This window comes from Kocuria salina, from assembly GCF_013368965.1.
GTDB lineage: Bacteria > Actinomycetota > Actinomycetes > Actinomycetales > Micrococcaceae > Kocuria > Kocuria rosea.
This window is the reverse complement of record NZ_SSSF01000008.1, coordinates 99,029-120,150: the sequence shown is the minus strand read 5'-3', so window position 1 is coordinate 120,150 and position 21,122 is coordinate 99,029. Positions and strand designations below refer to the sequence as shown.

At 74.9% G+C, this 21,122-nt stretch carries 19 protein-coding genes; 5 read left to right on the top strand and 14 right to left on the bottom strand.

Annotated elements, in window-relative coordinates:
- Positions 1-22 precede the first annotated feature (22 nt).
- The 6 genes from E7Z53_RS15305 to E7Z53_RS15280 all read right to left on the bottom strand — a co-directional run bounded on the left by E7Z53_RS15305 (position 23) and on the right by E7Z53_RS15280 (position 8,193).
- Positions 23-736 carry a transglycosylase family protein gene (locus E7Z53_RS15305; protein WP_035926415.1) on the bottom strand — a complete coding sequence of 238 codons (714 nt, stop codon included), beginning with the start codon at positions 734-736 and terminating at the stop codon, positions 23-25.
- Positions 737-1,191: 455 nt separating this feature from the next.
- Complete coding sequence (locus E7Z53_RS15300) at positions 1,192-2,031, bottom strand: inositol monophosphatase family protein (protein WP_176338143.1); 840 nt, start codon at positions 2,029-2,031, stop codon at positions 1,192-1,194.
- Positions 2,032-2,033: 2 nt separating this feature from the next.
- On the bottom strand, positions 2,034-4,328 hold the full coding sequence (gene ligA, locus E7Z53_RS15295; RefSeq protein WP_176338142.1) for an NAD-dependent DNA ligase LigA: 2,295 nt from the start codon (positions 4,326-4,328) through the stop codon (positions 2,034-2,036).
- Positions 4,329-4,385: 57 nt separating this feature from the next.
- Entirely contained in the window at positions 4,386-5,384 is a 999-nt protein-coding gene (locus E7Z53_RS15290) for a MaoC/PaaZ C-terminal domain-containing protein (protein ID WP_176338182.1), read from the bottom strand.
- Positions 5,385-5,386: 2 nt separating this feature from the next.
- Positions 5,387-6,769 carry a 3-oxoacyl-ACP reductase gene (locus E7Z53_RS15285; protein ID WP_176338141.1) on the bottom strand — a complete coding sequence of 461 codons (1,383 nt, stop codon included), beginning with the start codon at positions 6,767-6,769 and terminating at the stop codon, positions 5,387-5,389.
- A 50-nt stretch (positions 6,770-6,819) separates the two neighbouring features.
- Positions 6,820-8,193: an acetyl-CoA C-acetyltransferase gene (locus E7Z53_RS15280; protein WP_017833838.1), complete on the bottom strand. Its 1,374-nt coding sequence runs from the start codon at positions 8,191-8,193 to the stop codon at positions 6,820-6,822.
- A gap of 69 nt (positions 8,194-8,262) precedes the next feature.
- On the opposite strand from E7Z53_RS15280, the gene E7Z53_RS15275 reads away from it, so the two are divergent.
- Positions 8,263-9,036, top strand: coding sequence for a TetR/AcrR family transcriptional regulator (locus E7Z53_RS15275; RefSeq protein WP_017833839.1), 774 nt, complete (start codon positions 8,263-8,265; stop codon positions 9,034-9,036).
- Between the two features lie 88 nt (positions 9,037-9,124).
- Complete coding sequence (locus tag E7Z53_RS15270; protein ID WP_126350034.1) at positions 9,125-11,506, top strand: acyl-CoA dehydrogenase family protein; 2,382 nt, start codon at positions 9,125-9,127, stop codon at positions 11,504-11,506.
- Positions 11,507-11,660: 154 nt separating this feature from the next.
- Here E7Z53_RS15270 and E7Z53_RS15265 read toward each other — a convergent pair whose 3' ends face one another.
- The 7 genes from E7Z53_RS15265 to E7Z53_RS15235 all read right to left on the bottom strand — a co-directional run bounded on the left by E7Z53_RS15265 (position 11,661) and on the right by E7Z53_RS15235 (position 17,305).
- Positions 11,661-12,158, bottom strand: a complete 498-nt coding sequence (locus tag E7Z53_RS15265; RefSeq protein WP_035926429.1) for an SRPBCC family protein — start codon at positions 12,156-12,158, stop codon at positions 11,661-11,663.
- 1 nt (position 12,159) lies between these two features.
- On the bottom strand, positions 12,160-12,534 hold the full coding sequence (locus E7Z53_RS15260; RefSeq protein WP_031283191.1) for an ArsR/SmtB family transcription factor: 375 nt from the start codon (positions 12,532-12,534) through the stop codon (positions 12,160-12,162).
- Between the two features lie 86 nt (positions 12,535-12,620).
- Positions 12,621-13,595 (bottom strand): hypothetical protein, encoded by a 975-nt coding sequence (locus E7Z53_RS15255; protein ID WP_176338140.1) that lies wholly within the window; start codon positions 13,593-13,595, stop codon positions 12,621-12,623.
- 88 nt (positions 13,596-13,683) lie between these two features.
- Positions 13,684-14,580 (bottom strand): PP2C family protein-serine/threonine phosphatase, encoded by an 897-nt coding sequence (locus tag E7Z53_RS15250; protein ID WP_176338139.1) that lies wholly within the window; start codon positions 14,578-14,580, stop codon positions 13,684-13,686.
- Positions 14,577-15,734: an adenylate/guanylate cyclase domain-containing protein gene (locus tag E7Z53_RS15245; protein ID WP_035926440.1), complete on the bottom strand. Its 1,158-nt coding sequence runs from the start codon at positions 15,732-15,734 to the stop codon at positions 14,577-14,579. Before E7Z53_RS15245 ends, E7Z53_RS15250 begins: the two co-directional genes overlap by 4 nt.
- Before the next feature lie 3 nt (positions 15,735-15,737).
- Complete coding sequence (locus E7Z53_RS15240; RefSeq protein WP_109222362.1) at positions 15,738-16,418, bottom strand: hypothetical protein; 681 nt, start codon at positions 16,416-16,418, stop codon at positions 15,738-15,740.
- Between the two features lie 2 nt (positions 16,419-16,420).
- Entirely contained in the window at positions 16,421-17,305 is an 885-nt protein-coding gene (locus E7Z53_RS15235; RefSeq protein ID WP_176338138.1) for a biotin--[acetyl-CoA-carboxylase] ligase, read from the bottom strand.
- A gap of 213 nt (positions 17,306-17,518) precedes the next feature.
- Between E7Z53_RS15235 and E7Z53_RS15230 the strand changes: the two genes are divergently transcribed.
- The 3 genes from E7Z53_RS15230 (at position 17,519) to E7Z53_RS15220 (ending at position 19,790) form a co-directional block, all read left to right on the top strand.
- On the top strand, positions 17,519-17,821 hold the full coding sequence (locus tag E7Z53_RS15230; RefSeq protein ID WP_035926444.1) for a YciI family protein: 303 nt from the start codon (positions 17,519-17,521) through the stop codon (positions 17,819-17,821).
- 158 nt (positions 17,822-17,979) lie between these two features.
- On the top strand, positions 17,980-19,563 hold the full coding sequence (locus E7Z53_RS15225) for an acyl-CoA carboxylase subunit beta (protein WP_017833849.1): 1,584 nt from the start codon (positions 17,980-17,982) through the stop codon (positions 19,561-19,563).
- Entirely contained in the window at positions 19,560-19,790 is a 231-nt protein-coding gene (locus tag E7Z53_RS15220; RefSeq protein WP_035926447.1) for an acyl-CoA carboxylase subunit epsilon, read from the top strand. The genes E7Z53_RS15225 and E7Z53_RS15220 overlap by 4 nt, the downstream gene beginning before the upstream one ends.
- A gap of 47 nt (positions 19,791-19,837) precedes the next feature.
- Here E7Z53_RS15220 and E7Z53_RS15215 read toward each other — a convergent pair whose 3' ends face one another.
- Positions 19,838-21,091, bottom strand: a complete 1,254-nt coding sequence (locus E7Z53_RS15215) for an MFS transporter (protein ID WP_176338137.1) — start codon at positions 21,089-21,091, stop codon at positions 19,838-19,840.
- Positions 21,092-21,122: the final 31 nt, after the last annotated feature.

The window sequence follows — 21,122 nt, the reverse complement described above, 5'->3', positions numbered from 1 at the left end:
CGCGGTGCCTGTCCGGTGGGGATCAGGCGGGGATGTTCAGCACCTGGCCGGGGAAGATCAGGTTCGGGTCGGCGATGGTGCCCTCGTTCGCGGCGTACAGGTCCTCCCAGTTCTCGATGCCGAGCTTGTCGGCGATGGAACCGAGGGTGTCGCCGGCGACCACGGTGTAGGTCTCGGCGGAGACCGAGGCCGGGGCCACGGCGGCGGCGGGAGCCACGTACTCGACGACCGGGGCCTGGACGGCGGCCGGGGCCTCGACGGGAGCGGCCACGGGGCCGGGCTCGGGGGCGGCGACCGGGGCGGGGGCCGGAGCCTCGATCGGGGCCGGGGCCTCGACGGACTGCGGGGTCACGGACGCGGAGCCCATCGGGTTGGCGGAGGGAGCGGCGGAGCCGGACAGGCCCAGCTTCGCGGAGCAGGCGGGCCACGCGCCCCAGCCCTGGCCGTCGAGAACGTTCTCGGCCACGGCGATCTGCTGCTCACGGGAGGCGTCCTGCGGGGCGCCCTGGCCACCGAAGGCGGCCCAGGTGGAGGGGGTGAACTGCAGGCCGCCGGAGAAGCCGTTGCCGGTGGAGGTGCCCCAGTTGCCACCGGACTCGCACTCGGCGAGGGCGTCCCAGGTGGAGGCCGGAGCGGCGTTGGCCGGGAGGGCCATGGCGCCCACGGCGGTCCCGCCGAGGATCAGAGCGGCGGCACCGCGACGGACGTTGCGACGAACAGCGAAAGCGTTGGTCATGATGCTCCCTGGGCCACCTGCGCTCGTTTCCGTCCCCGGATGTCTTCGCGCCGTCGTCTACCCGTCAAGGTGTTGGTGGGTAAGTGCTTACAGGTGTCTGCCCTTCAGACGACGTGCGGTGTTACGGCAGCACCCAGCATGGTGTGGTGGCGCGCCGGGAGTCGGACTCCAGGCACACCGGATCCCCGGAGGAATCCTCGGGGAAGCTGATTATCACGATAGCGTAACGATTTTTGTTGCGCTACCCCTTTCGGCCCGTCGTGAGGTATCACACGTTCGCGGTCTGCAGGGGTGCCGGCCCGTGAAGGACGCCGGCGCAGGAGTTCGCACTCCGGGAAGCGGAGGGCATGCCCTCGGGAAGAACGCTTCGAAGGTCACGCTATGGCAACGTTTTGGTCTCGGTCAAGTGACGAGAGCCATCTCACACGTTCAGCGGGCCGGGCCCCGGCCCGCACTCAGCCCGGAATGCCGCGCTCGCGTGCGGTGAGCCAGGCCGCGAGGCGGTCGGCGGCCGGCACTTCGCCCGCCGCCGGGGAGGGCAGCTCCGGCCGGGTCACGAGGGCGCCGGCCTCCTCGGCGATGAGCGCGCCGGCGGCCCAGTCGTGCTCGTGCAGACCCTGCTCGCCGTACCCGTCGAGCGCGCCGTCCGCGACCAGGCACAGGTCCAGGGCCGCCGAGCCCAGGCGCCGCATGTCCGTGTACTGCCGCATGGTGGCGGCGAAGGCGGGGAACTGGCGCTCGCGCCGGTCGGCGTCGAAGGAGAAGCCGGTGCCGTAGAGCCGGCCCGCCCGGTCCGGCACGGGACCCTCGAGCCGGCGGGACGCGCCGTCCTCCTCCACCCACGCGCCGGCCCCGCGCACGGCGAAGTAGGTGCGGCGCAGGGCGGGGGCGTTGACGGCGCCCACGAGCCAGTTGCCCTGTGCGTCGGCGGCGGCCACGGACGTGCAGTAGTAGACGATGCCGCGGATGAAGTTGGTGGTGCCGTCGAGCGGGTCCACCGACCAGCGGATCCCGGAGGGGTGCTCCGGGCGGTGCGTGCCCGACTCCTCGCCGGTGACGGTGTCGTGCGGGCGGCGGTCCAGGATGGTGCGCCGCACGGCCTGCTCGGCGGCGACGTCGAAGCGGGTGACCCAGTCCCCCTCCCCCGACTTGCCGGTGACGCCCAGCCGGCCGGCGTCGCGGCCCCGCAGGACCTCCGCCCCGGACTCGGCGGCCGCCAGGGCCAGCTCCAGCAGCTCCTCCAGGTGGGCGCCGGTCGGGCCGAGGCCCTCCAGCGCGTCGTCGTGGCGTCCCATGCTCAGGCCCCGTCCTCGTCGTCGGTACCGTTCTCCGTGCCGTTCTCCGTGCCGGCCGCGGCGTCCTCGGAGGTGCTCCCGGCCGCGCCGGCGAGCGCGTCCGGCCCCTCGGCGAGGAGCCGCTCGAACCCGGCCTCGTCGAGCACGGTCACCCCCAGCTGCTCGGCCTTGTCCAGCTTGGTGCCGGCGTTCTCGCCCGCCACCAGGAAGTGCGTCTTCTTCGACACGGAGCCGGAGGCCTTGCCGCCGCGCACCAGCACCGCCTCCTTCGCGGAGTCGCGGCTGAAGCGCTCGAGGGTGCCGGTGATCACCACGGTGGTGCCCTCGAGGGTCCGCGGCACGGACTCGTCCACCTCGTCCTCCATGCGCACGCCCGCGGCCGCCCAGCGCTCCACGATCTCCCGGCGCCACGGCTCGGCGAACCACTCGGTGAGGGCCGCGGCGATCACGGGCCCCACGCCGTCGGCCTGGGCCAGGGTCTCCTCGTCGGCGTCGCGGATGGCCGGCAGCGAGCCGAAGGCCGTGGCCAGGGAGCGGGCCGCGGTCGGGCCGACGTGCCGGACGGACAGGGCCACGAGCACGCGCCACAGCGGCTGCGCCTTGGCCTTCTCGAGCTCCTCGAACAGCTTGCGGGTGGTGGCGGTGGGCTCGGAGGGCTTCTTGGCCGTGCCCTTCGTCCAGAAGTAGGGCACGAGCTCGGTCTCGCCCGTGGGCGTGCCGCGCGACTTCTTCTCCCGCCGGATCCGCACCTCGCGCAGGTCCTCGGGGGTGAGGTCGAACAGGTGTGCCTCGCTGGTCAGCGGCGGGGTCTCCGGCTCGTCGGGCCGGGTCAGGGCGAGGGCGGCCTCGTAGCCGAGGGCCTCGATGTCGAACGCGCCGCGGCCGGCGGCGTGGAAGACCCGCTCCCGCAGCTGGGACGGGCAGCTGCGGGCGTTGGGACAGCGGATGTCGACGTCGCCCTCCTTGGCCGGGCGCAGCTCCGTGCCGCAGGACGGGCAGTGGGTGGGCATCACGAACTCGCGCTCCGTGCCGTCCCGCAGCGCCACCACGGGCCCCACGATCTCGGGGATCACGTCGCCCGCCTTGCGCAGCACCACGGTGTCCCCGATGAGCACGCCCTTGGCCCGCACCACGTCCTGGTTGTGCAGGGTGGCCATCTCCACGGTGGACCCGGCGACCCGCACCGGCTCCATGAGCCCGAACGGGGTGACCCGCCCGGTGCGGCCCACGTTGACCAGGATGTCCTTGAGCCGGGTGTGCACCTCCTCGGGCGGGTACTTGTAGGCCACGGACCAGCGGGGCACCCGGGAGGTGTGCCCGAGCCGGAACTGGGTGCGGCGGTCGTCGACCTTGACCACGATGCCGTCGATCTCGTGGATGAGGTCGTGGCGGCGGCGGCCGTACTCCTCGATGAACGCGAGGACGTCCTCCGTGGACGGCAGCACGCGGTAGTACGGGCTGACGGGCAGGCCCCACCGCTCGAGCAGCTCGTAGACCTGGGACTGGGTGTCGGCGCGCAGGCCCGTGGCGGCGCCCACCCCGTGCACGTACATGGACAGCCGGCGCCGGGCCGTGACCGCCGGGTCCTTCTGCCGCAGCGAGCCCGCCGCGGCGTTGCGGGGGTTGGCGAAGGGCGCCCGGCCCTCGGCCACGATGGCGTCGTTGAGGGCGCGGAAGTCGCGGGAGGAGATGAACACCTCGCCGCGGATCTCGACCTCCTCGGGCACGTCCTCCCCCGTGAGCACGGTGGGGATGGTGGCGATGGTGCGCACGTTGTGCGTGACGTCCTCGCCCGTGGTGCCGTCCCCCCGGGTCGCGGCCCGCACGAGCTCGCCGTTGCGGTAGAGCAGGTTCACGGCCAGCCCGTCGATCTTCAGCTCGGTGAGCCACGCGGACTCCGGGGCGTCCGGCAGCGCCTCGATGGAGGCGGAGGCCTTCGCCAGCCAGGCCGTGAGCTCGTCGATCGAGAAGACGTCCTCGAGGGAGTACATCCGTGCGAGGTGCGTCACGGGCGTGAACGCCGCGGAGACCTCGCCGCCGACCTCCTGGGTGGGCGAGTCGTTGGCCACCAGCTCGGGGTGCAGCGCCTCGACCTCCTCGAGCCGCCGGTAGAGCTCGTCGTACTCCGCGTCCGAGATGGTGGGCGCGTCCTCGACGTAGTAGGCGGTCCGTGCCGCGCGCACCCGGTCCACGAGCTCCGCGTACTGCTCCTTGAGGTCCTCGCTGGGCGGGGCGGGGTTGAGGTCCTGGCCGGTGGCGTCGACGGGTCGTGCGTCTGTCCTCTGCTGTGGGCTCACCCGACCATTGTGGCCCACGCGCCGGACGCCACCGTCGACCGGGCCCGCGGCGGCGGGTCAGCCGTCCAGCCGCGCCACCGTCCCCGTGAAGTGCGGGCGCCTGCGCCGCGGGTCCCATCCGGCGAAGCGCGAGCCCCGCCAGCCGGGCCACCGGCCGTCGTCGGTGATCGCGACCGCGACCGTGCCCGGGAGCAGGACCGGGGCCGCGAACTCGACCGTCCAGCGGAAGGGCGTCCCGGGCGGCACCCCCACCTCGGCGAGGGCGCGCGAGGCGGAGTACATGCCGTGGGCGATGGCGCCCTTCATGCCGAGCGCCCGGGCGCTCGGGCCGGAGAGGTGGATGGGGTTCCAGTCCCCGCTCACCGCGGCGTAGTCCCGCCCCGTGCCGGCCGCCAGGCGCCAGTGCCCGGTCGGCGCCGGCGGCACGAACTCCGCGCGCGGGGCGTCGTCGGCCGCCCCGGGCACGCGCACGTCCCGGGCGAGGTAGGTGGAGCGGCCCGTCCAGACGGTCTCGCCGTCCCGGCGCGCGAGGCGGGCGACGACGTCCACCTGCGCGCCGGAGCGGTGCGGGCGCAGCCGCTCGGCGGTGGCGGTGACCGTGAGGTGCTCCCCCACCGCCGCGGCCCGGAGGTGCTCGACCTCGTTGGCCAGGTGCACCATGCCGAGGACCGGCAGCGGGAAGTCCGGGCGGGTGAGCACGCTCATGGCCACGGGGAACGCCAGGGCGTGCAGGTGCCCGGAGAAGGCCTCGGTGCCGCCGGGGCCCTCGCGCAGCGGCGCCCCGACCGCGCGGCAGAACGCCTCGTGCCCGGCGGGGTCGACGACCACGTCCTCGACGACGTGCGCCACCGTCGGCAGCTCGAGCGGGGCGTCGCCGGTGCCGCGGCGCGCCCCGGCCGGCCGGCCGGGCAGCCGGCCGGACAGCCGGCCCGGCACCCGGTCGGCGAGGGCGCGCGGCAGCAGGTCCCCGGCCGCCCCCGCCGCCGCACGGGCGTAGAGCCCGCCCAGCGAGGGGACGCCGGGCAGGACCACGGTCTCGTGCCGGTCGGCGGCCATGCTCACGCCCCCACCAGGTTCTGGCCGCACACGCGCAGCGTCTGCCCGTTGACGCCGCCGGCGGCGTCCGAGGCGAGGAACAGCACGGCCTGGGCCACGTCCTCCGGCAGCCCGCCCTGCTGCAGGGAGTTCAGCCGGCGCGCGACCTGGCGGCGGGCCGCCGGGATCCGGGCGGTCATCTCCGTCTCGATGAACCCGGGGGCCACGGCGTTGATGCTGCCGCCGCGCCGGGCCAGCAGGGGCGCGGTGGCGGCGACCATCCCGATCACCCCGGCCTTCGAGGCGGCGTAGTTGGTCTGGCCGCGGTTGCCCGCCACACCGCTCGTGGAGGCCAGGCAGACGATCCGCGGCGCCTCGCCGAGGCCCTCCCCCGCCAGGAGCTGGTCGTTCATCCGCAGCTGCGACTCGAGGTTCACGGCCAGCACCGAGGCCCAGCGGGACTCGTCCATGTTGGCCAGCAGCTTGTCCCGGGTGATCCCGGCGTTGTGCACCACCACGTCCAGGTGCCCGAAGCGCTCCCGGGCGAGCCCGAGGATCCGCTCGCCGGCGTACTCGTCCGTGACGTCGAGCTGGAGGGCCACGGCGTGGATCTCGTTGGCGAGGGCGGCCAGGGGCTCGCCCGCGGCGGGGACGTCCACGACGACGACGCGCGCGCCGGCGCCGGTGAGCGTGCGGGCGATCTGTGCGCCGATGCCGCGGGCGGCGCCGGTGACAGCGGCGACCCTGCCCCGCAGGGGGGCCTCCCAGTCCGCGGGCAGGGCCCCGGCGTCGTCCCCGACCGTCACGAACTGCCCGGAGACGAAGGCGCTGCGCCCGGAGAGCAGGAACCGCAGGGCGCCCAGCACGCTGGGGGCCTCGGGGGCGACGCCCTCGGCGAGCAGGACGCCATTGGCGGTGGCCCCGCCGCGCATCTCCTGGGCGGTGGAGCGCAGCAGGCCGACGACGGCCTGGCGGGCCGCGGCGACGGCCGGGTCGAGCGGCTCCGCCGCCGCGGGCGTGGCCGAGGCCGCGCCCGTGCCGATGCCCGGGGCGGGCCGGGACACGGTGACCACCCGGCCGCCGGGGGCGAGCGAGCGGAGCGCCCCGCCCAGGCCGAGCGCGGGCTCGGCCAGCTCGGCGGGCCGGGCGAGCTCGGTCAGGGCCAGCACGACCGCGCCGAAGCGGTGGACGTCGTCGGGGTGGCGGCGCACGTCGAGGTCCCAGCCGAGCAGGGCCGCGGCGATCCGGTCGGCCTCCTCCCCCCGCCCCAGCACGAGGACGGGTCCGGGCACGAGCGGGTCCCCGGCGCGGTGGCGGCGCAGCCGGGCGGGGGCGGGCAGGCCGAGCTGCCGGGCGAGCCGGCCGCCGGGGCCGGAGCTGACGAGGTCGAGATAGGTGTCTGCCATGGGGTCGGGGTCCTTGCTGTGGGGGTCGGCGGGGTGTCGGGGGCGCGGGCTCAGCGGGCCTCGAGGACCGCGGTGACGCCCAGGCCGCCGGCGGCGCACACCGAGATGAGCCCGCGGGCGGGGCGGCCGGTCTCGTCGGCGCGCTCGCGCAGGAGCTTGGCGAGGGTGCCGACGATGCGCCCGCCGGTCGCGGCGAACGGGTGCCCGGCCGCGAGCGAGGAGCCCGTGACGTTGAGCCGGCTGCGGTCCACGGTGCCGAAGGCGCCGTCCAGGCCCAGCCGCTCGCGGCCGAACTGCTCGTCCTCCCACGCGGCGAGGGTCGCGAGCACGGTTGCGGCGAACGCCTCGTGGATCTCGACGAAGTCGAAGTCCTCGAGCGCCAGGCCCTGGCGGGCCAGCAGGCGGGGCACGGCGTAGGCGCCGGCCATCAGCAGGCCCTCGTCGCCGTGCACGAAGTCGACGGCGGCCGCCTCGACGTCCACGACGTCGGCGAGCACGGGCAGGGAGCGCTCCGCGGCCCAGTCCTCGGAGGCGAGCAGTACGGTGGAGGCGCCGTCGGTGAGGGGCGTGGAGTTGCCCGCCGTCATGGTGGCCCCGGCGTCGAGGGACTTCCCGAAGACCGGCTTGAGCCCGGCGAGCTTCTCGACCGTGCTGTCCGGGCGGAGGTTGTTGTCCCGGGACAGGCCGCGGAAGGAGGTGACGAGGTCGTCGAAGAACCCGCGCTCGTAGGCGGCCGCCAGGTTGCGGTGGCTCGCGGCGGCGAGCTCGTCCTGGGCCTCGCGGGAGATCCCCCAGCGGGCGGTGGTGAGGGCCTGGTGCTCTCCCATGGACAGCCCCGTGCGCGGCTCCCCCGTGCCGGGGGCCACCGGTTTGAGGTCGGCCGGGCGCAGGCCCGCGAGGGCCTTGAGCTTCTGCGGGGTGCTCTTGGCCCGGTTGAGCTCGAGCAGGCTCCGGCGCAGCCGCTCGCTCACCACGACGGGCGCGTCCGAGGCGGAGTCGACGCCGCCGGCGACGGCCGAGTCGATCTGGCCGAGCCGGATCTTGTTGACCAGCGTGGAGACGGCCTCCATGCCGGTGGCGCAGGCCTGCTGCACGTCGAAGGCCGGGGTGCGGGGGTCCAGGACCGAGCCGAGCACGGACTCGCGCGTGAGGTTGAAGTCCTTGGGGTGCTTGAGCACGGCGCCGGCGGCGACCTCGCCGATCCGCTCCCCGGCGAGGCCGTAGCGGGCGGCCAGCCCGTCCAGGGCGGCGGTGAGCATGTCCTGGTTGCCGGCGTTGGCGTAGGCGCCGTGCGCCCGGGCGAAGGGGATGCGGTTGGCGCCGATCACGACCGCACGGCGGGCCACGCCGGTGCGTCCGGCGCCGCTGGGGGTCGTGTGCTCGGCGGTGGGCTCGACGGTCTGCTCGGGGGTGGACTCGCTCACAGGTAACTCCTCGGTGGTGTTGTGATGATGATCACGTCACGAAAGACAATACCTGATACTCTGGGTATCGTGAAACAGGTCGACGCCACTGACTCCGCCGCCCCGGGCGGCACGCCCGCCACGGACGGACGCTCCTCCCGCTGGGCCCGGCACCGCGCGCAGCGCCGGATCGAGCTCATCCGCACGGCGCGCAGCGCCGTGGACGAGCTCGGCGCGCAGGCGTCCATGGAGGAGATCGCCACCGCGTGCCAGACCTCCAAGTCCGTCTACTACCGGTACTTCGGGGACAAGGCGGGACTGCAGCGGGCGGTCGGCGAGTACACCGTGACGCGGATGCGCGACCGGCTCGAGGAGGCGGCCCGCGCGGCCGGCTCCTTCGAGGACTCGGTCGAGGCGATGGTCGCGGAGTACCTGCTCAGCATCGAGCGCTCGGCGTCGGTGTACCGCTTCGTCGTGGCCCTCTCCCCCGACCCCGGGCGCTCGCGGCACGACCGGCACCGGGCCGAGCGGGCCCGCGGCGAGCGCTCCGGCAAGGAGGACGCCCCGGCCGGGGACGGCGGCGAGCGCTGGCTGATCCAGGAGTTCGCCGAGTCCGTCAGCGGGCTGCTCGCGGAGGCCCACGTGCACCACACCCCCGCCGAGCGCCGGCTCGAGGAGCCGGTGCTCAGCTACTGGGCCGCGTCCACGATCGGCATGGTCCGCGGCGCCGGCGAGGCCTGGATGAACACCCCCGAGGGCACGCGGCGACCGTCCCGCGAGCGGATGACGGAGCTGATCGTGGGCTGGGCCGTCGACGGCCTGCGCCCGCCCGGCGCACCCGTGCCGGAGCCCCCCTCGACCTGACCACCGCCCGGGCCGGCACGGACCCCGGCCGGCCCCACCACCCCGTGACCGCACCGGCCACCGCCGGTCACCCACGACAGGAGCGAACATGACCACCACCATCGACCGACCGACCACCGCCGCAGCCGGCTCCGCCGCCGGGCCCGCCACCGCGGACGGCGCCGGGCTCCCGGGGCCCGCCGTGGACGTCGCCGCCCTCGGCGAGGTGCTGCTCGGGCGCTGGGCCGAGGTCCGGCGCGAGACCCGCCGGATGCTGCTCGACGAGCGGCTGCACCAGCAGCCGGGCCTCACCCACCACGAGCACCGCGAGCGGGTCCTGGGCCAGCTGCACCTGCTGGTGGAGCACGGGGCGATGAGCCGCGGGCTGCCGGAGGAGTACGGCGGGCACAACGACCCGGGCGGCAACGTCTCGGGCTTCGAGGAGCTGCTGCTCGGGGACCCCTCGATGCAGATCAAGGCCGGGGTGCAGTGGGGCCTGTTCGGCTCCGCGGTGCTCAACCTCGGCACCGAGGAGCACCACCGGCGCTGGCTCGCGGACATCCGGGACCTGAAGATCCCGGGCGTGTTCGCGATGACCGAGATCGGCCACGGCTCCGACGTCGCCTCGATCGGCACCACCGCCACGTACGACCCCGCCACGGAGGAGTTCGAGATCCACACCCCCTTCACGGCGGCGTGGAAGGACTACCTCGGCAACGCCGCCGTGCACGGGCGCGCCGCCGTGGTCTTCGCCCAGCTGGTGACGCTCGGCGTGAACCACGGCGTGCACGCGTTCTGGGTGGACCTGCGGGACGCGGACGGGAACTTCCTGCCCGGCGTGGGCGGCGAGGACGACGGCCACAAGGGCGGGCTCAACGGGATCGACAACGGGCGGCTGCACTTCACCCGGGTGCGGGTCCCGCGCACGCACCTGCTGGACAAGTACGGGGCCGTGGCTCCGGACGGCACCTACAGCTCGCCCATCGCGAGCCCGGGCCGCCGGTTCTTCACGATGATCGGCACCCTGGTGCAGGGCCGGGTCTCCCTCGACGGCGCGGCCGTCCTGGCGAACAAGGCCGCGCTGAGCATCGCGATCCGCTACGGCAGCGAGCGCCGGCAGTTCAACGCGTCCTCCGACGTCCAGGAGGAGGTGCTGCTGGACTACCAGCAGCACCAGCGGCGGCTGCTGCCGCGGCTGGCGGAGACCTACGCCATGCACTTCGCCCACCAGGAGCTGCTGCACAAGTACGACGACGTCTTCTCCGGCCGCGAGGACACCGACGAGAACCGGCAGGACCTCGAGACGCTCGCCGCGGCCCTGAAGGCGCTGTCCACCTGGAGCGCCCTCGACACCGTCCAGGAGTGCCGCGAGGCCTGCGGCGGGGCGGGGTTCCTGACCAAGAACCGGCTCACCTCCCTGCGCCACGACCTGGACGTCTACGCGACGTTCGAGGGCGACAACACGGTGCTGCTGCAGCTCGTGGCCAAGCGGCTGCTCTCCGACTGGGCGGACGAGTTCAAGCACGTCGACGTGGGCGTGATGGCCCGCTACGTGGCCGGCCGGGCCACCGAGGCCACCTACCACCGGTCGGGGCTGCGCAAGCTCGGCCAGGCCTTCCGGGACACCGGGGACGTGCGCCGCTCGGTCAACGCCCTGCGCGAGGAGTCGGCGCAGCGCGCGCTGCTCACGGACCGGGTGCAGACCATGGTGGCCGAGATCGCGGAGAACCTGCGGCCCAGCGCCAAGCTCCCCCGCGCGGAGGCCGCGGCGCTGTTCAACGAGAACCAGCACAAGATCATCGCCGCGGCGCGCGCCCACGCGGAGCTGCTGCAGTGGGAGGCCTTCACCCGCGGCCTGGAGCAGGTCGAGGACCCGGGCACCCGCACCGTGCTCACCTGGCTGCGCGACGTCTTCGGGCTGCGGCTCATCGAGAAGAACCTCGCGTGGTACCTCTCCTACGGCCGGCTGTCCATGCGGCGCGGGCGCAGCCTCGACGAGTACATCGACCGGCTGCTCGCCCGCCTGCGCCCGCACGCTCTCGACCTCGTGGCCGCGTTCGAGCTCGAGCCGGAGCACCTGCGGGCCGAGATCGCCACGGGGATCGAGGCCCGGCGCCAGGAGGAGGCGGCCGAGCACTACCGGCGGCTGCGCGCCTCGGGCAGCGCCCCGGTCAAGGAGCGCGCCCCCCGCCGGGAGACCGCCACCCCCGCCGCCGGGGCACCGGGGGAGAAGGCCCCGGAGGAGGCGAAGCGGGAGCGCCGCGCCGAGAAGCAGGCCGAACGGCGCACGGAGCGCCGGGCGGAGCGCAAGCACGAGCGCCGGCTCGAGCTGAAGCCGTTGAAGAAGGCGGCGCAGCGGGCCGCGGCGTCCGCGCAGCGGGCGGCCGAGCCGGGCCGCAGGTCCGCGGAGGGCCGGGAGCCGGCGGAGGGCCGTGAGCCCGCCTCCGGCACCGCGCCGGCCGAGGGCGCTGCCGTGACTCAGGACGCCTGACCCGCCGGGCCCGCCGTCGCACGCCGTCACCCGTCGGCGGTCCCGGCGGTGACGACGCCGCCCCGGAGGCCCCGGGGCGGCGTCGTCGTCCGGTCCCGCGGCGCGGGCGAGGACCGGGGAGGGCTGCGCCGTCGGCGGCCGGGACCCCGGCGGCTCAGCGGGGGACGGCGCCGGCGAGGAGGCCGTCGATCTGGCCCATGGCCTCCCGCATGCCCTCCTCCATGCCCATCGCGGACATCTGCTCCAGCTGGTCCGCGCTCTCGAAGGTCGAGACCGTGGTCATCCGCGTCCCGCCGTCGACGGCCTCGAACGTCACGACGCCGTGGGTGGCCCCCAACGCGGGGTCGGGCTCGCCGTCCTCGCTCGCGAAGCCGTCGTCGAACTCCAGCCGGTGCGGGGCGTCCACGGCGGTGACCGTCCACCAGCCCCGGGCCTTCTCCCCGTCGGGGCCGGTCATGTAGTAGCGGCACCGCCCTCCCTCGGCGAGCTCGTGCTCCTCGAAGGTGGCGGGCCACTCGGGCGGGCCCCACCAGCGCTCGAGCTGGCGCGGGTCGGCCCAGACCTCCCAGACCCGCTCGACGTCCGCGGCGAACTCCGCGACGAACGTCAGGGTCAGTGCCTCGGTGTCCTTGTGCACGTCGATGACCGGCATGTCATGCTCCCTTCCTCCTGGGCCCCGGGTCCCCCGGGGGCGTCTCCTCGGCGAGGAGGTCCTCGATGGCGCGGGCCCGTCCGCGCCAGATCTGCTCGTAGTCCGCCAGCAGCGCCGCCGCCCGGCGCAGCGTGGCCACCCCGGCGTGCACCACCTGCTCCCGGCCGCGCCGCTCCTTGGTGACCAACGAGGCCCGCTCGAGCACCGCCACGTGCTTCTGCACGGCGGCGAAGCTCATCCGGTAGTGCGCGGCCAGCGCGGAGACCGACTGCTCCTGCCGCAGCACCCGCACCACGATGTCCCGTCGCGTCGAGTCCGCGAGGGCCTGGAAGATGCGGTCGACCTCGTCGTCCGTCAGCTCATTTCGTACAACCATTTGGTTGTATGTTAGGGCGCCCGGTGCTCCGGCGCAAGAGGTCCGGGCCCCGGGACCCGGGTGTGACCTCCGGGGCCGCGCAGCGCTCAGTAGAGACCCGCCGCGCCGGTCAGGTGGCGGTGCAGACCGTGGGCCACGATCGTGTTGCCCAGCGCGTTCAGGTGCCGGCGGTCCGCGGCGACCACCGAGCGCGGGGGCAGCCCCAGGCCCAGCCACCGGCGGTCCGCGGGCGAGGCCCCGATCCGGTGGGCCCGCAGCGCCGCCAGGGACCAGAGACCGGGATCGCGCAGATCGGCCATGGTGTCGTAGAACCGGTCGCCGTACTCGGCCCGGAGGGCCGCGTTCACCGCGCGCACCTCCTCCCACCCCGCGGTGCCGGGACGGTCGGCCGCGGTGTGCCAGTGGCCCATCACCACGGACGTGCCCGGCTCGACCCCCCACGCGGCACGGGTGTCGGAGAGCACCTGCTCCGGGTCCTCGATGTTGTTCTTGCCCGTCCACAGCAGGTGGACGTGGCCCCGGTGCTCCTCCTCCAGCGCCGTGCGCCAGCGGGCCTCCGACGCGGGCGCCACCTCGAGCTCGGCCCCCGGGACCGCCCGGCGCAGCACCACGTCCCCCTCGTCCCGCCCCACGGCCTGGATCGTGCACGGCAGACCGGAGACGGTGCCCGGGATCGCGAGGTGGACGCTGGGCACCCTGCCGTCCACCGTGGGCACGACCAGCGACCCGTGGGCCGGGATCCGCCCCACCCCGTAGCCGGAGCCCAGCCGGGGCAGGTAGGGGTGGGCGCTGCTGCGCATCGCCAGGGTCTGCCACGACCGGTCGCCGCTGACCGCGCGCGAGGTCCCGGGCACCTCCAGCAGCTGCGAGAGCAGGTCGTCGATGCGCACCGCAGGGAAGCCCCGCGGGCGGTCCCGGTGGAGGGCGCTGGCCGCCGAGGAGGAGCCCCACAGCACGAACGGCCGCCGGCCGGCGGGGAGCTCTGTCAGGGCGCCCCCGAAGGCGCCGGAGGCGGCGAGCACCAGGCCGGAGAGGACGAACGAGCGGCGCGAGAGAACCATGTTCTCAAAGGTAAACAGGCCTGCTGGGAGCGGTGCCGTTGTGACGGATCATGATGCCCCCCACTTCGGGGGACGCGGCGTGCGCGGCTCAGAAGCCGGGGGCGTACTCCCCCGGCCGCACGGCGTCGGCCACGATCACGGTGACGTTGTCCCGCCCGCCGGTGCGCAGCGCGGCCTGCAGCAGGACGTCGGCCGCCTCCTTCGGGTGGGGCACCGAGGCGAGCACCCGGGCCATGTGGGCGGGGCTCAGCTCGTTGGTCAGCCCGTCCGAGCACAGCATCAGCCGGTCCCCGTGCCGGGCCGGGAGCACCCACACGTCCGGCTCCCACACCTGGCCGGTGCCCAGGGCGCGGGTGATCACGTTGCGGCGCGGGTGCACGAGCGCCTGGGAGGCGGTGAGCTGCCCGATCGACACGAGGTACTGCACCTCGGAGTGGTCCACGGTCAGCTGCTCGATCCGCGGCCCACCCTCACCCTCGCCGGCCCGCCCCCCGGGCTGGGGCGAGACCAGCCGGTAGGTCCGGGAGTCGCCGGTGTTGAACACGACCCACAGCATGCGCCCGTCGATGCGCAGCAGCCACACGCCGGTGACGGTGGTGCCCGCCCGGCCCTCGACCGCGTGCTGGATGTGCTGGTCCGCCTGCCACAGCACGGAGCGGACCCGGCGGACGGCCTCGATCGCGTCCTCGGGGATCTCCGGGTCCAGCCGCAGCTCGCGCTCCACGACGGCGCGGAACCGGGCGATGTCCTGGGGCGGCTCCGGCTCGAGGACCTCGAAGGAGCGGAAGTCCTCCAGCTGGAACAGGGGGGATGCCCCGAGGGTGCGCACGCACAGGGCGCTGGCCACCTCACCGGCCTCGTGCCCGCCCATCCCGTCCGCCACGGCGCACATCGCGGCCGTGACCACCAGGGCGTCCTCGTTGGACTCCCGGCGCAGGCCCCGGTCCGTGGACGCGCCCGCGCGGATGACGAGGGGTGCGCTCATTCGAAGTCGACCTCCAGCCCGGCACCGGCGCCCTGGGAGAGCGCGACGGGCTGGACGTCGCCGAAGCCCCGCACGTTGCGGGTGGGCTGCGGCAGGAGGATGAAGCGGTCGTCGCCGGAGAGCACCGCGGCGGTCGAGGCGTCCACGAGCACGGAGCCCGGCTCGGTCAGCGACACGAGCCGGGAGGCGAGGTTCACCGTGGGCCCGTAGATGTCCCCGAGCCGCGGCAGCACGCGCCCCCAGACGAAGGCCACGCGCGCCTGCGGCAGCTCGGGGTCGTCGCGGATGGCGCGGGCCAGGGCCAGGGAGATCTGGGCCCCGCCCTCGGGGGTCTCGGCGAGGAACATGACCTCGTCCCCGATGGTCTTGATGAGCCGGCCGCCGCCCACGGCGATCACCTCGGCGCAGCGGTTCTCGAAGCGCTGCACGAGGTTCGCCAGGGTCCGTTCGTTCATCTGCCGGGACAGCGAGGTGTAGGAGACCAGGTCCGCGAAGCCCACCCCGCGAGCGAGCGGGAGGACGGCGGACGCCCCGTCGTCGGACGTGGGGCCGGTGGCGGTCGAGCCGTCCGGGCGCTCCACGCGCATCGCGAGCCGCTGCACGGCGGCGTTCATCTGCCGCCGCCACGAGTAGACGAGGAGGTTCTCGATCGCGTCGATGAGGTCGGGCAGCAGGTGCAGCAGCTGCCGCCGGGCGGCGGCGTCGGTCATGCCCCGGTGGACGACCATGTCCTCGACGAGCGCCTCGACCTGCCACACGACCATGCGGTCGGTCATCTGCCCGATCGAGCGCACCAGGGACAGCGCCGCCTCCTCGGTGACCTTCTCCTCGAGGACCATGGTGGACAGCACCCGGAGGGCCTCGGAGTCCTGCTCGGTGAACCAGAGGTCGTCGTCGGTGAGGTTCGGGAAGCCCAGGGCCCGCCACACCTTCCGCGCGGACAGGAGGGACAGCCCGCCCCGGCGCGCGGCCTCCCGGCGGCGCAGGTCGCGCTCGGAGCCCAGGAGGGTCTGCTCGAGAGCCTGCACGGCGGCCTTGGACTCGTCCGAGCGGTACAGGTTGGCCTGGACGGGGTTGTGCAGGTTCAGGTTCAGCTGTGCCGTCTGGGGGCCGAGCTCCGGCTCGCCCTGGTTCTCCGGGTCCTCACTCGCCACACGTCACTCCTGTTCCTGGTGGACGGCCCGCCGGCTCCACGGTCGGCGCGGGGCGCCGGACGGACCCGGGCGTGGTGCCACGACCGCGTCGCGGTCCACTCTAGTGGGACGGAGCCACGGCGCACCCCCACCGGGACCGGGATCCCCCGCCCGGCCGGCGCCGCCGCCCGCCGACCACTCGTCCTCGGCGGCCCGGCGGATCAGCCCGGCCAGGCGCTGTGCCTCCGGGGCGTACTCCAGGCGCAGGCCGCCGAAGGGCCCGAAGTCCGCCACGACGCGCCCGTCGTGCCGGCCCAGGGCCGGACCGCGCCGGCGCTCCACCGAGACCCGGCGCAGCTGCTGCAGGGGCAGCGACACGGTCCTGCGGGCCCCGCCGGGGCGCAGCAGCACGAGGTGGCGGGTGGTGAGCACGTAGCGGGTGCGCCACCACCGCACCAGCGGGCGCAGGCAGCTGCGGAGCACCACCCAGCCGGCCGCGACGAGCAGGGTGAGCTCCACCCCGGCGTGCACCGTGGTCCACGGCTCCGCCACGGGGCGCCAGCGCAGCTCGAGGGCCCGCTGGGCGAAGGAGAGCGTGAACACCGTGAGCAGCAGCACCAGGAAGGGCCGGGTCAGCCGGGCGCCGTGAGCCCGTGTGGACACGAGCACGCGCTCCCCGGGCTGCAGGGCGGGACGGGCGGGCACGCTCAGGCCGTCCCGGGGGCGTCCGGGGCCGGGCGCAGGTGCACCACGTCGCCCGCCGTCACCTCGCGCTCGGCGCCGCCGTCCTCGCGCACCAGGAGGCCCCCGTGCTCGCCGAGGCCCGTCGCGGTGCCCGTGACGGGGGCGGCCCCGCCGGGCAGCTCGGCGCGCACCGGGCGTCCGATGGTCTCCATCCGCTCGGTGATCCGGGCGCGCAGCGGCCCGTCCGGGCGCACGGCGGCCTCCGGGTCCGCGCAGAACTGCCGGTAGACGGGGACGAACGCGCCCAGCACGGCCTGCAGGACGGCGGCGCGCTCGATCTCGCGGCCGGTGGCGCGCCGGACGGACGTGGCCGTGTCCACGGGCAGCTCCTGCTGGGCGACGTTGATGCCCGTGCCCAGGACCACCGCCGGCGGGTGCTGCGCGTCCAGCACGAGGCCTGCGAGCAGCCCGGCCGCCTTGCGTCCGTCCACCAGGACGTCGTTGGGCCACTTGATCCGCGCGCCGGCCGCCGCGAGCCCGTCCAGGGCGTCGACGACGGCCGCGGCCATCAGCAGGGTCAGCCACGGGAAGTGCTGGGTGGGCAGCGGGCGGCCGCGCGCGTCGGCCGGGCGCAGCAGGAGGCTGAAGGTCAGCGCGGTGCCGGGCTCGGTGGTCCACACCCGGTCCAGCCGGCCGCGCCCGGCGCTCTGGTGGCCGGTGAGCACGAGGGACAGGTCGGTCCACGGCCGGTCCGGGCGGGGCCCGCGCGCCTGTCGGGTGACGGCGGCCGTCAGGTGCTCGTTCGTGGAGCCGACCTCGTCGAGGACGTCGATCCGCCCCAGGCCGAGGTCCGCCAGGGCCGCGAGCAGGGCGGGCTCGCGCAGGTCGGCGGCGCAGGGGTCGGGCACGGTGCTCCTCGGGTCAGTCGTCACGGGTCAGTCGTCACGGGTCGGTCGTCACGGGCGGGTCCGCACGGGCCGGGGCGGTCGGTGCTGTCCGGCCGGGCGCCGTCCGCGTAGTGTTCGGACCACATCCACAGTAGTAGCCCCGTTCCCCGGGAACCGGCTGGACGGTCCCGTCCGGCCGGGCGGGGCCGCGGCACGACCCCCGGGAGAGCCACCGTGAGCGCAGCCGAGAACCGCACGACCTTCGCCGTCACCTACGTCTACGGCGGGCCCGCCGACGTCCTGGCCGCGCGCCGGCCGGAGCACCGCCAGTACCTCGGCGGGCTCGTGGAGCAGGGGCACCTGCTCGCGTCCGGTCCCTTCGACGACGACGGCGCGCCCGGCGCGCTGCTGGTCTTCGCCGCCGAGGACGCTGGGGCGGTCGAGCGGCTCACCGACGAGGACCCGCTGGTGCGCCACGGGGTGGTCACCGAGCGGACCGTCCGCCCCTGGAAGGTGGTCCTCGGCAGCGTCGGCTGAGCACCGTCCCGTGTCCCCCGGACCCGGGCACGGATTTTGTAGGAGTTCGACAACGGAGGCCCCCGCGGCCGCGGACTAGAGTGAGCAGGTCCCCTGACCACCCCGGACCGGACCGATCGGCCCGCCGGGCCGGCCGCGTACCAGACCACGAGGTGCCTGTGACCCACGACCTGACGACCACCGCCGGCAAGATCGCCGACTTCCACGACCGCAGGGCCCGCTCCGAGGTGCCCGCGGGGCAGGCGGCGGTCGAGAAGCAGCACGCCCGCGGGAAGAACACCGCCCGCGAGCGCGTGGAGATGCTCCTGGACGAGGACTCGTTCGTGGAGTTCGACGCCCTCGCGACCCACCGCTCGACCGCCTTCGGGATGGCGTCGAAGAAGCTGCCCGGCGACGGCGTGGTCAGCGGCTACGGCACGGTGGACGGGCGCCTGGTGGCGGTCTACTCCCAGGACTTCGCGGTCTTCGGCGGGTCGCTGTCCCAGGTCAACGGGGAGAAGATCGTCAAGGTCCAGAAGTTCGCCCTGCGCAACGGCTGCCCGGTCATCGGGATCAACGACGGCGGCGGGGCACGGATCCAGGAGGGCGTGGCCTCCCTGGCCATGTTCGCGGACATCTTCAACATGAACGTCCGCTCCTCCGGGGTGGTCCCGCAGATCTCGCTGATCATGGGCCCGTGCGCGGGCGGGGCGGCCTACTCCCCCGCCCTGACCGACTACATCGTGATGGTCGACAAGACCTCGCACATGTTCATCACCGGACCGGACGTCATCAAGACGGTCACGGGCGAGACGGTGGACATGGAGACGCTGGGCGGGGCGCGCCAGCACAACGCGACGACCGGCACGGCCACGTACCTCGCCGAGGACGAGCAGGACGCGCTGGACTTCGTGCACGAGCTGCTCGAGTTCCTGCCGGCGAACAACCTGCAGGAGGCGCCCCTGGTGGACCACGACCAGGAGGACGAGGTCACCGACCAGGACCTCGCCCTGGACGTGCTGGTCCCCGACTCCGCGAACCAGCCCTACGACATGCGCGCGGTGGTCGAGGCGATCGTCGACGACGGGCACTTCCTGGAGATGCAGGCCCTCTACGCCCCCAACGTGATGATCGGCTACGCCCGGGTCGAGGGGCACACCGTGGGCGTCGTGGCGAACCAGCCCATGCAGTTCGCCGGCACCCTGGACATCGCGGCCTCCGAGAAGGCGGCCCGGTTCGTGCGCCACTGCGACGCGTTCAACGTCCCGATCCTCACCCTCGTGGACGTGCCCGGGTTCCTGCCCGGCACCGATCAGGAGTTCAACGGCATCATCCGGCGCGGCGCCAAGCTGCTCTACGCCTACGCCGAGGCGACCGTCCCGCTGGTCACCCTGATCACCCGCAAGGCCTATGGCGGGGCCTACATCGTGATGGGCTCCAAGAAGCTCGGCGCGGACGTCAACCTGGCCTGGCCCACCGCGCAGATCGGTGTGATGGGCGCCCAGGGCGCCGTGGAGATCCTCTACCGCCGGGACCTCAAGGCCGCCGCGGACAACGACGAGGACGTCGAGGCGCTGCGCGCCGAGCTGGTGCGCAAGTACGAGGAGAGCCTGCTCAACCCCTACCAGGCCGCCGAGCTGGGCTACGTGGACGCGGTGATCTCCCCGTCCGAGACCCGGGTGCAGGTGCTCAAGGCCCTGCGGGCCCTGCGCGACAAGCGGGCGTCGATGCCCACCAAGAAGCACGGGAACATCCCGCTGTGACCCCCCGTGAGCCCGCCGAGGGCACCCCGTCCCTGCGCTTCACGGCCGGCAGCCCCACGCCGGAGGAGGTCGCCGCCGTCACGGCCGTCCTGCTCGCGCGCCGGCACGCGGGCGAGGAGGACGCGAAGGGCTCCCCGGGGCGCCGGGACCAGTTCCGCCGGATGCGGCTGGGCCTGAAGCTGCGCCCGGGCCGCGGCGCGTGGCGGCGGACCCGGCCGGAGGAGTGACCGGGCCGGAGGAGTGACCCGCACGCCGTGACCCGGGTGGCGCCCGGTCACGGCTCCCGGGGGATCCGCCGGGAGACGACGAGCGCCACCGCGATGCCCGCCAGGGCGAGCACCGCCGTCACCGCCCACGTCAGGTCCCAGGAGCCGGTCGCCTGCGCGACCGAGGCGACCGCGGGCGGGCCGGCGAACTGGCCCAGGGCGTTGAACTGCTGGCCCAGGCCCAGCGTGGTGGCCACCGTGGTGGGGGTGGGCGCGACGCGCATGAGGCTGGCGATCGCCGTGGTCGGCACCACTCCCCCCACCGCGGAGAACACCAGGACCGCGCCGTACCGGGCGCCGAAGCGCACGTCCTCGTCCAGCAGCGGGGCGATCCCGAACGCGACCACGGCGGCCAGGCCCAGCACGGCGAAGCCCGTGCACCACAGCACCACGGGGCGCACCCCGCGCTGCAGGGCCCGGCCCGCGCCCAGGTTGCCCACCACGTTGACCCCCGCGGCGAGCGCGCTGAGCCCCGCGGCGGCGCCCGCCGCGATCCCGGCCTCGGCGTACATGGAGGGCAGGAACTGCACCACCCCGTTCCACTGGGCGGTGTAGAGCCCGAAGACCGCGGCCACGAGCCACGGCCCCGGTGCGCGCAGGGTCAGCCCGAGGCGCTGCCGCACCCCGTGCACCACCGTGTGGGCCGGGTCCGGCGGGAGCACGGCGAGCACCAGCACGCCCAGGAGCGCGGAGCCGGCCGCGGCGGCCGCCCACCAGTTGCGCCAGCCGAGGGCCTCGCTGAGCAGCCCGCCGAGGAGCAGGGAGAGGGCCGCGGCGACCGGGATGTGGCAACCCCACAGTCCCACCAGCAGGGACACCCGGGCCGGGGCCACGGTGCGCCGGATCAGGGCCGGGGCGCAGATCGACACGAGCATGAACCCCACGCCCTCCAGCACCCGGGAGCCCAGCAGCGGGCCGTACCCCGTGGAGAGCAGGCCCGTCACGGAGCCGGCGGTGAGCAGGCCCAGCCCGAGCACCAATCCCCGGCGCAGGCCGATCCGGTCCCCGGACAGACCCACCACCACGCCCAGCAGCATGCCGGCCACCTGCACGGTGGAGAGCAGGAACCCGCCCTGCACCAGGCTCAGGCCGAGCTCGGCGGAGAGCACGGGCAGCGCCGGGGCCAGCTTCCACACGTGCAGGGCGCCCACCACCCCCGCGACCACCACGAGCAGGGCGGGCCCGGTCCCGGCGGTCCCCGAGGGCCCGGCCGGAACGGTCGCGGGGGGCGCGGAGTTCGCGCGCGGCGCAGGAGCGGACATGCTCCGCAGTCTAGGGAGCGCCCGGCGCTAC

Bases quoted from the DNA above. Each gene is read 5' to 3' on its own strand.
- E7Z53_RS15305 (WP_035926415.1), bottom strand. From the start codon at position 736: ATGACCAACGCTTTCGCTGTTCGTCGCAACGTCCGTCGCGGTGCCGCC.
- E7Z53_RS15300 (WP_176338143.1), bottom strand. From the start codon at position 2,031: ATGGGACGCCACGACGACGCGCTGGAGGGCCTCGGCCCGACCGGCGCC.
- E7Z53_RS15290 (WP_176338182.1), bottom strand. From the start codon at position 5,384: ATGGCCGCCGACCGGCACGAGACCGTGGTCCTGCCCGGCGTCCCCTCG.
- E7Z53_RS15285 (WP_176338141.1), bottom strand. From the start codon at position 6,769: ATGGCAGACACCTATCTCGACCTCGTCAGCTCCGGCCCCGGCGGCCGG.
- E7Z53_RS15270 (WP_126350034.1), top strand. From the start codon at position 9,125: ATGACCACCACCATCGACCGACCGACCACCGCCGCAGCCGGCTCCGCC.
- E7Z53_RS15265 (WP_035926429.1), bottom strand. From the start codon at position 12,158: ATGCCGGTCATCGACGTGCACAAGGACACCGAGGCACTGACCCTGACG.
- E7Z53_RS15260 (WP_031283191.1), bottom strand. From the start codon at position 12,534: ATGGTTGTACGAAATGAGCTGACGGACGACGAGGTCGACCGCATCTTC.
- E7Z53_RS15255 (WP_176338140.1), bottom strand. From the start codon at position 13,595: ATGGTTCTCTCGCGCCGCTCGTTCGTCCTCTCCGGCCTGGTGCTCGCC.
- E7Z53_RS15250 (WP_176338139.1), bottom strand. From the start codon at position 14,580: ATGAGCGCACCCCTCGTCATCCGCGCGGGCGCGTCCACGGACCGGGGC.
- E7Z53_RS15215 (WP_176338137.1), bottom strand. From the start codon at position 21,091: ATGTCCGCTCCTGCGCCGCGCGCGAACTCCGCGCCCCCCGCGACCGTT.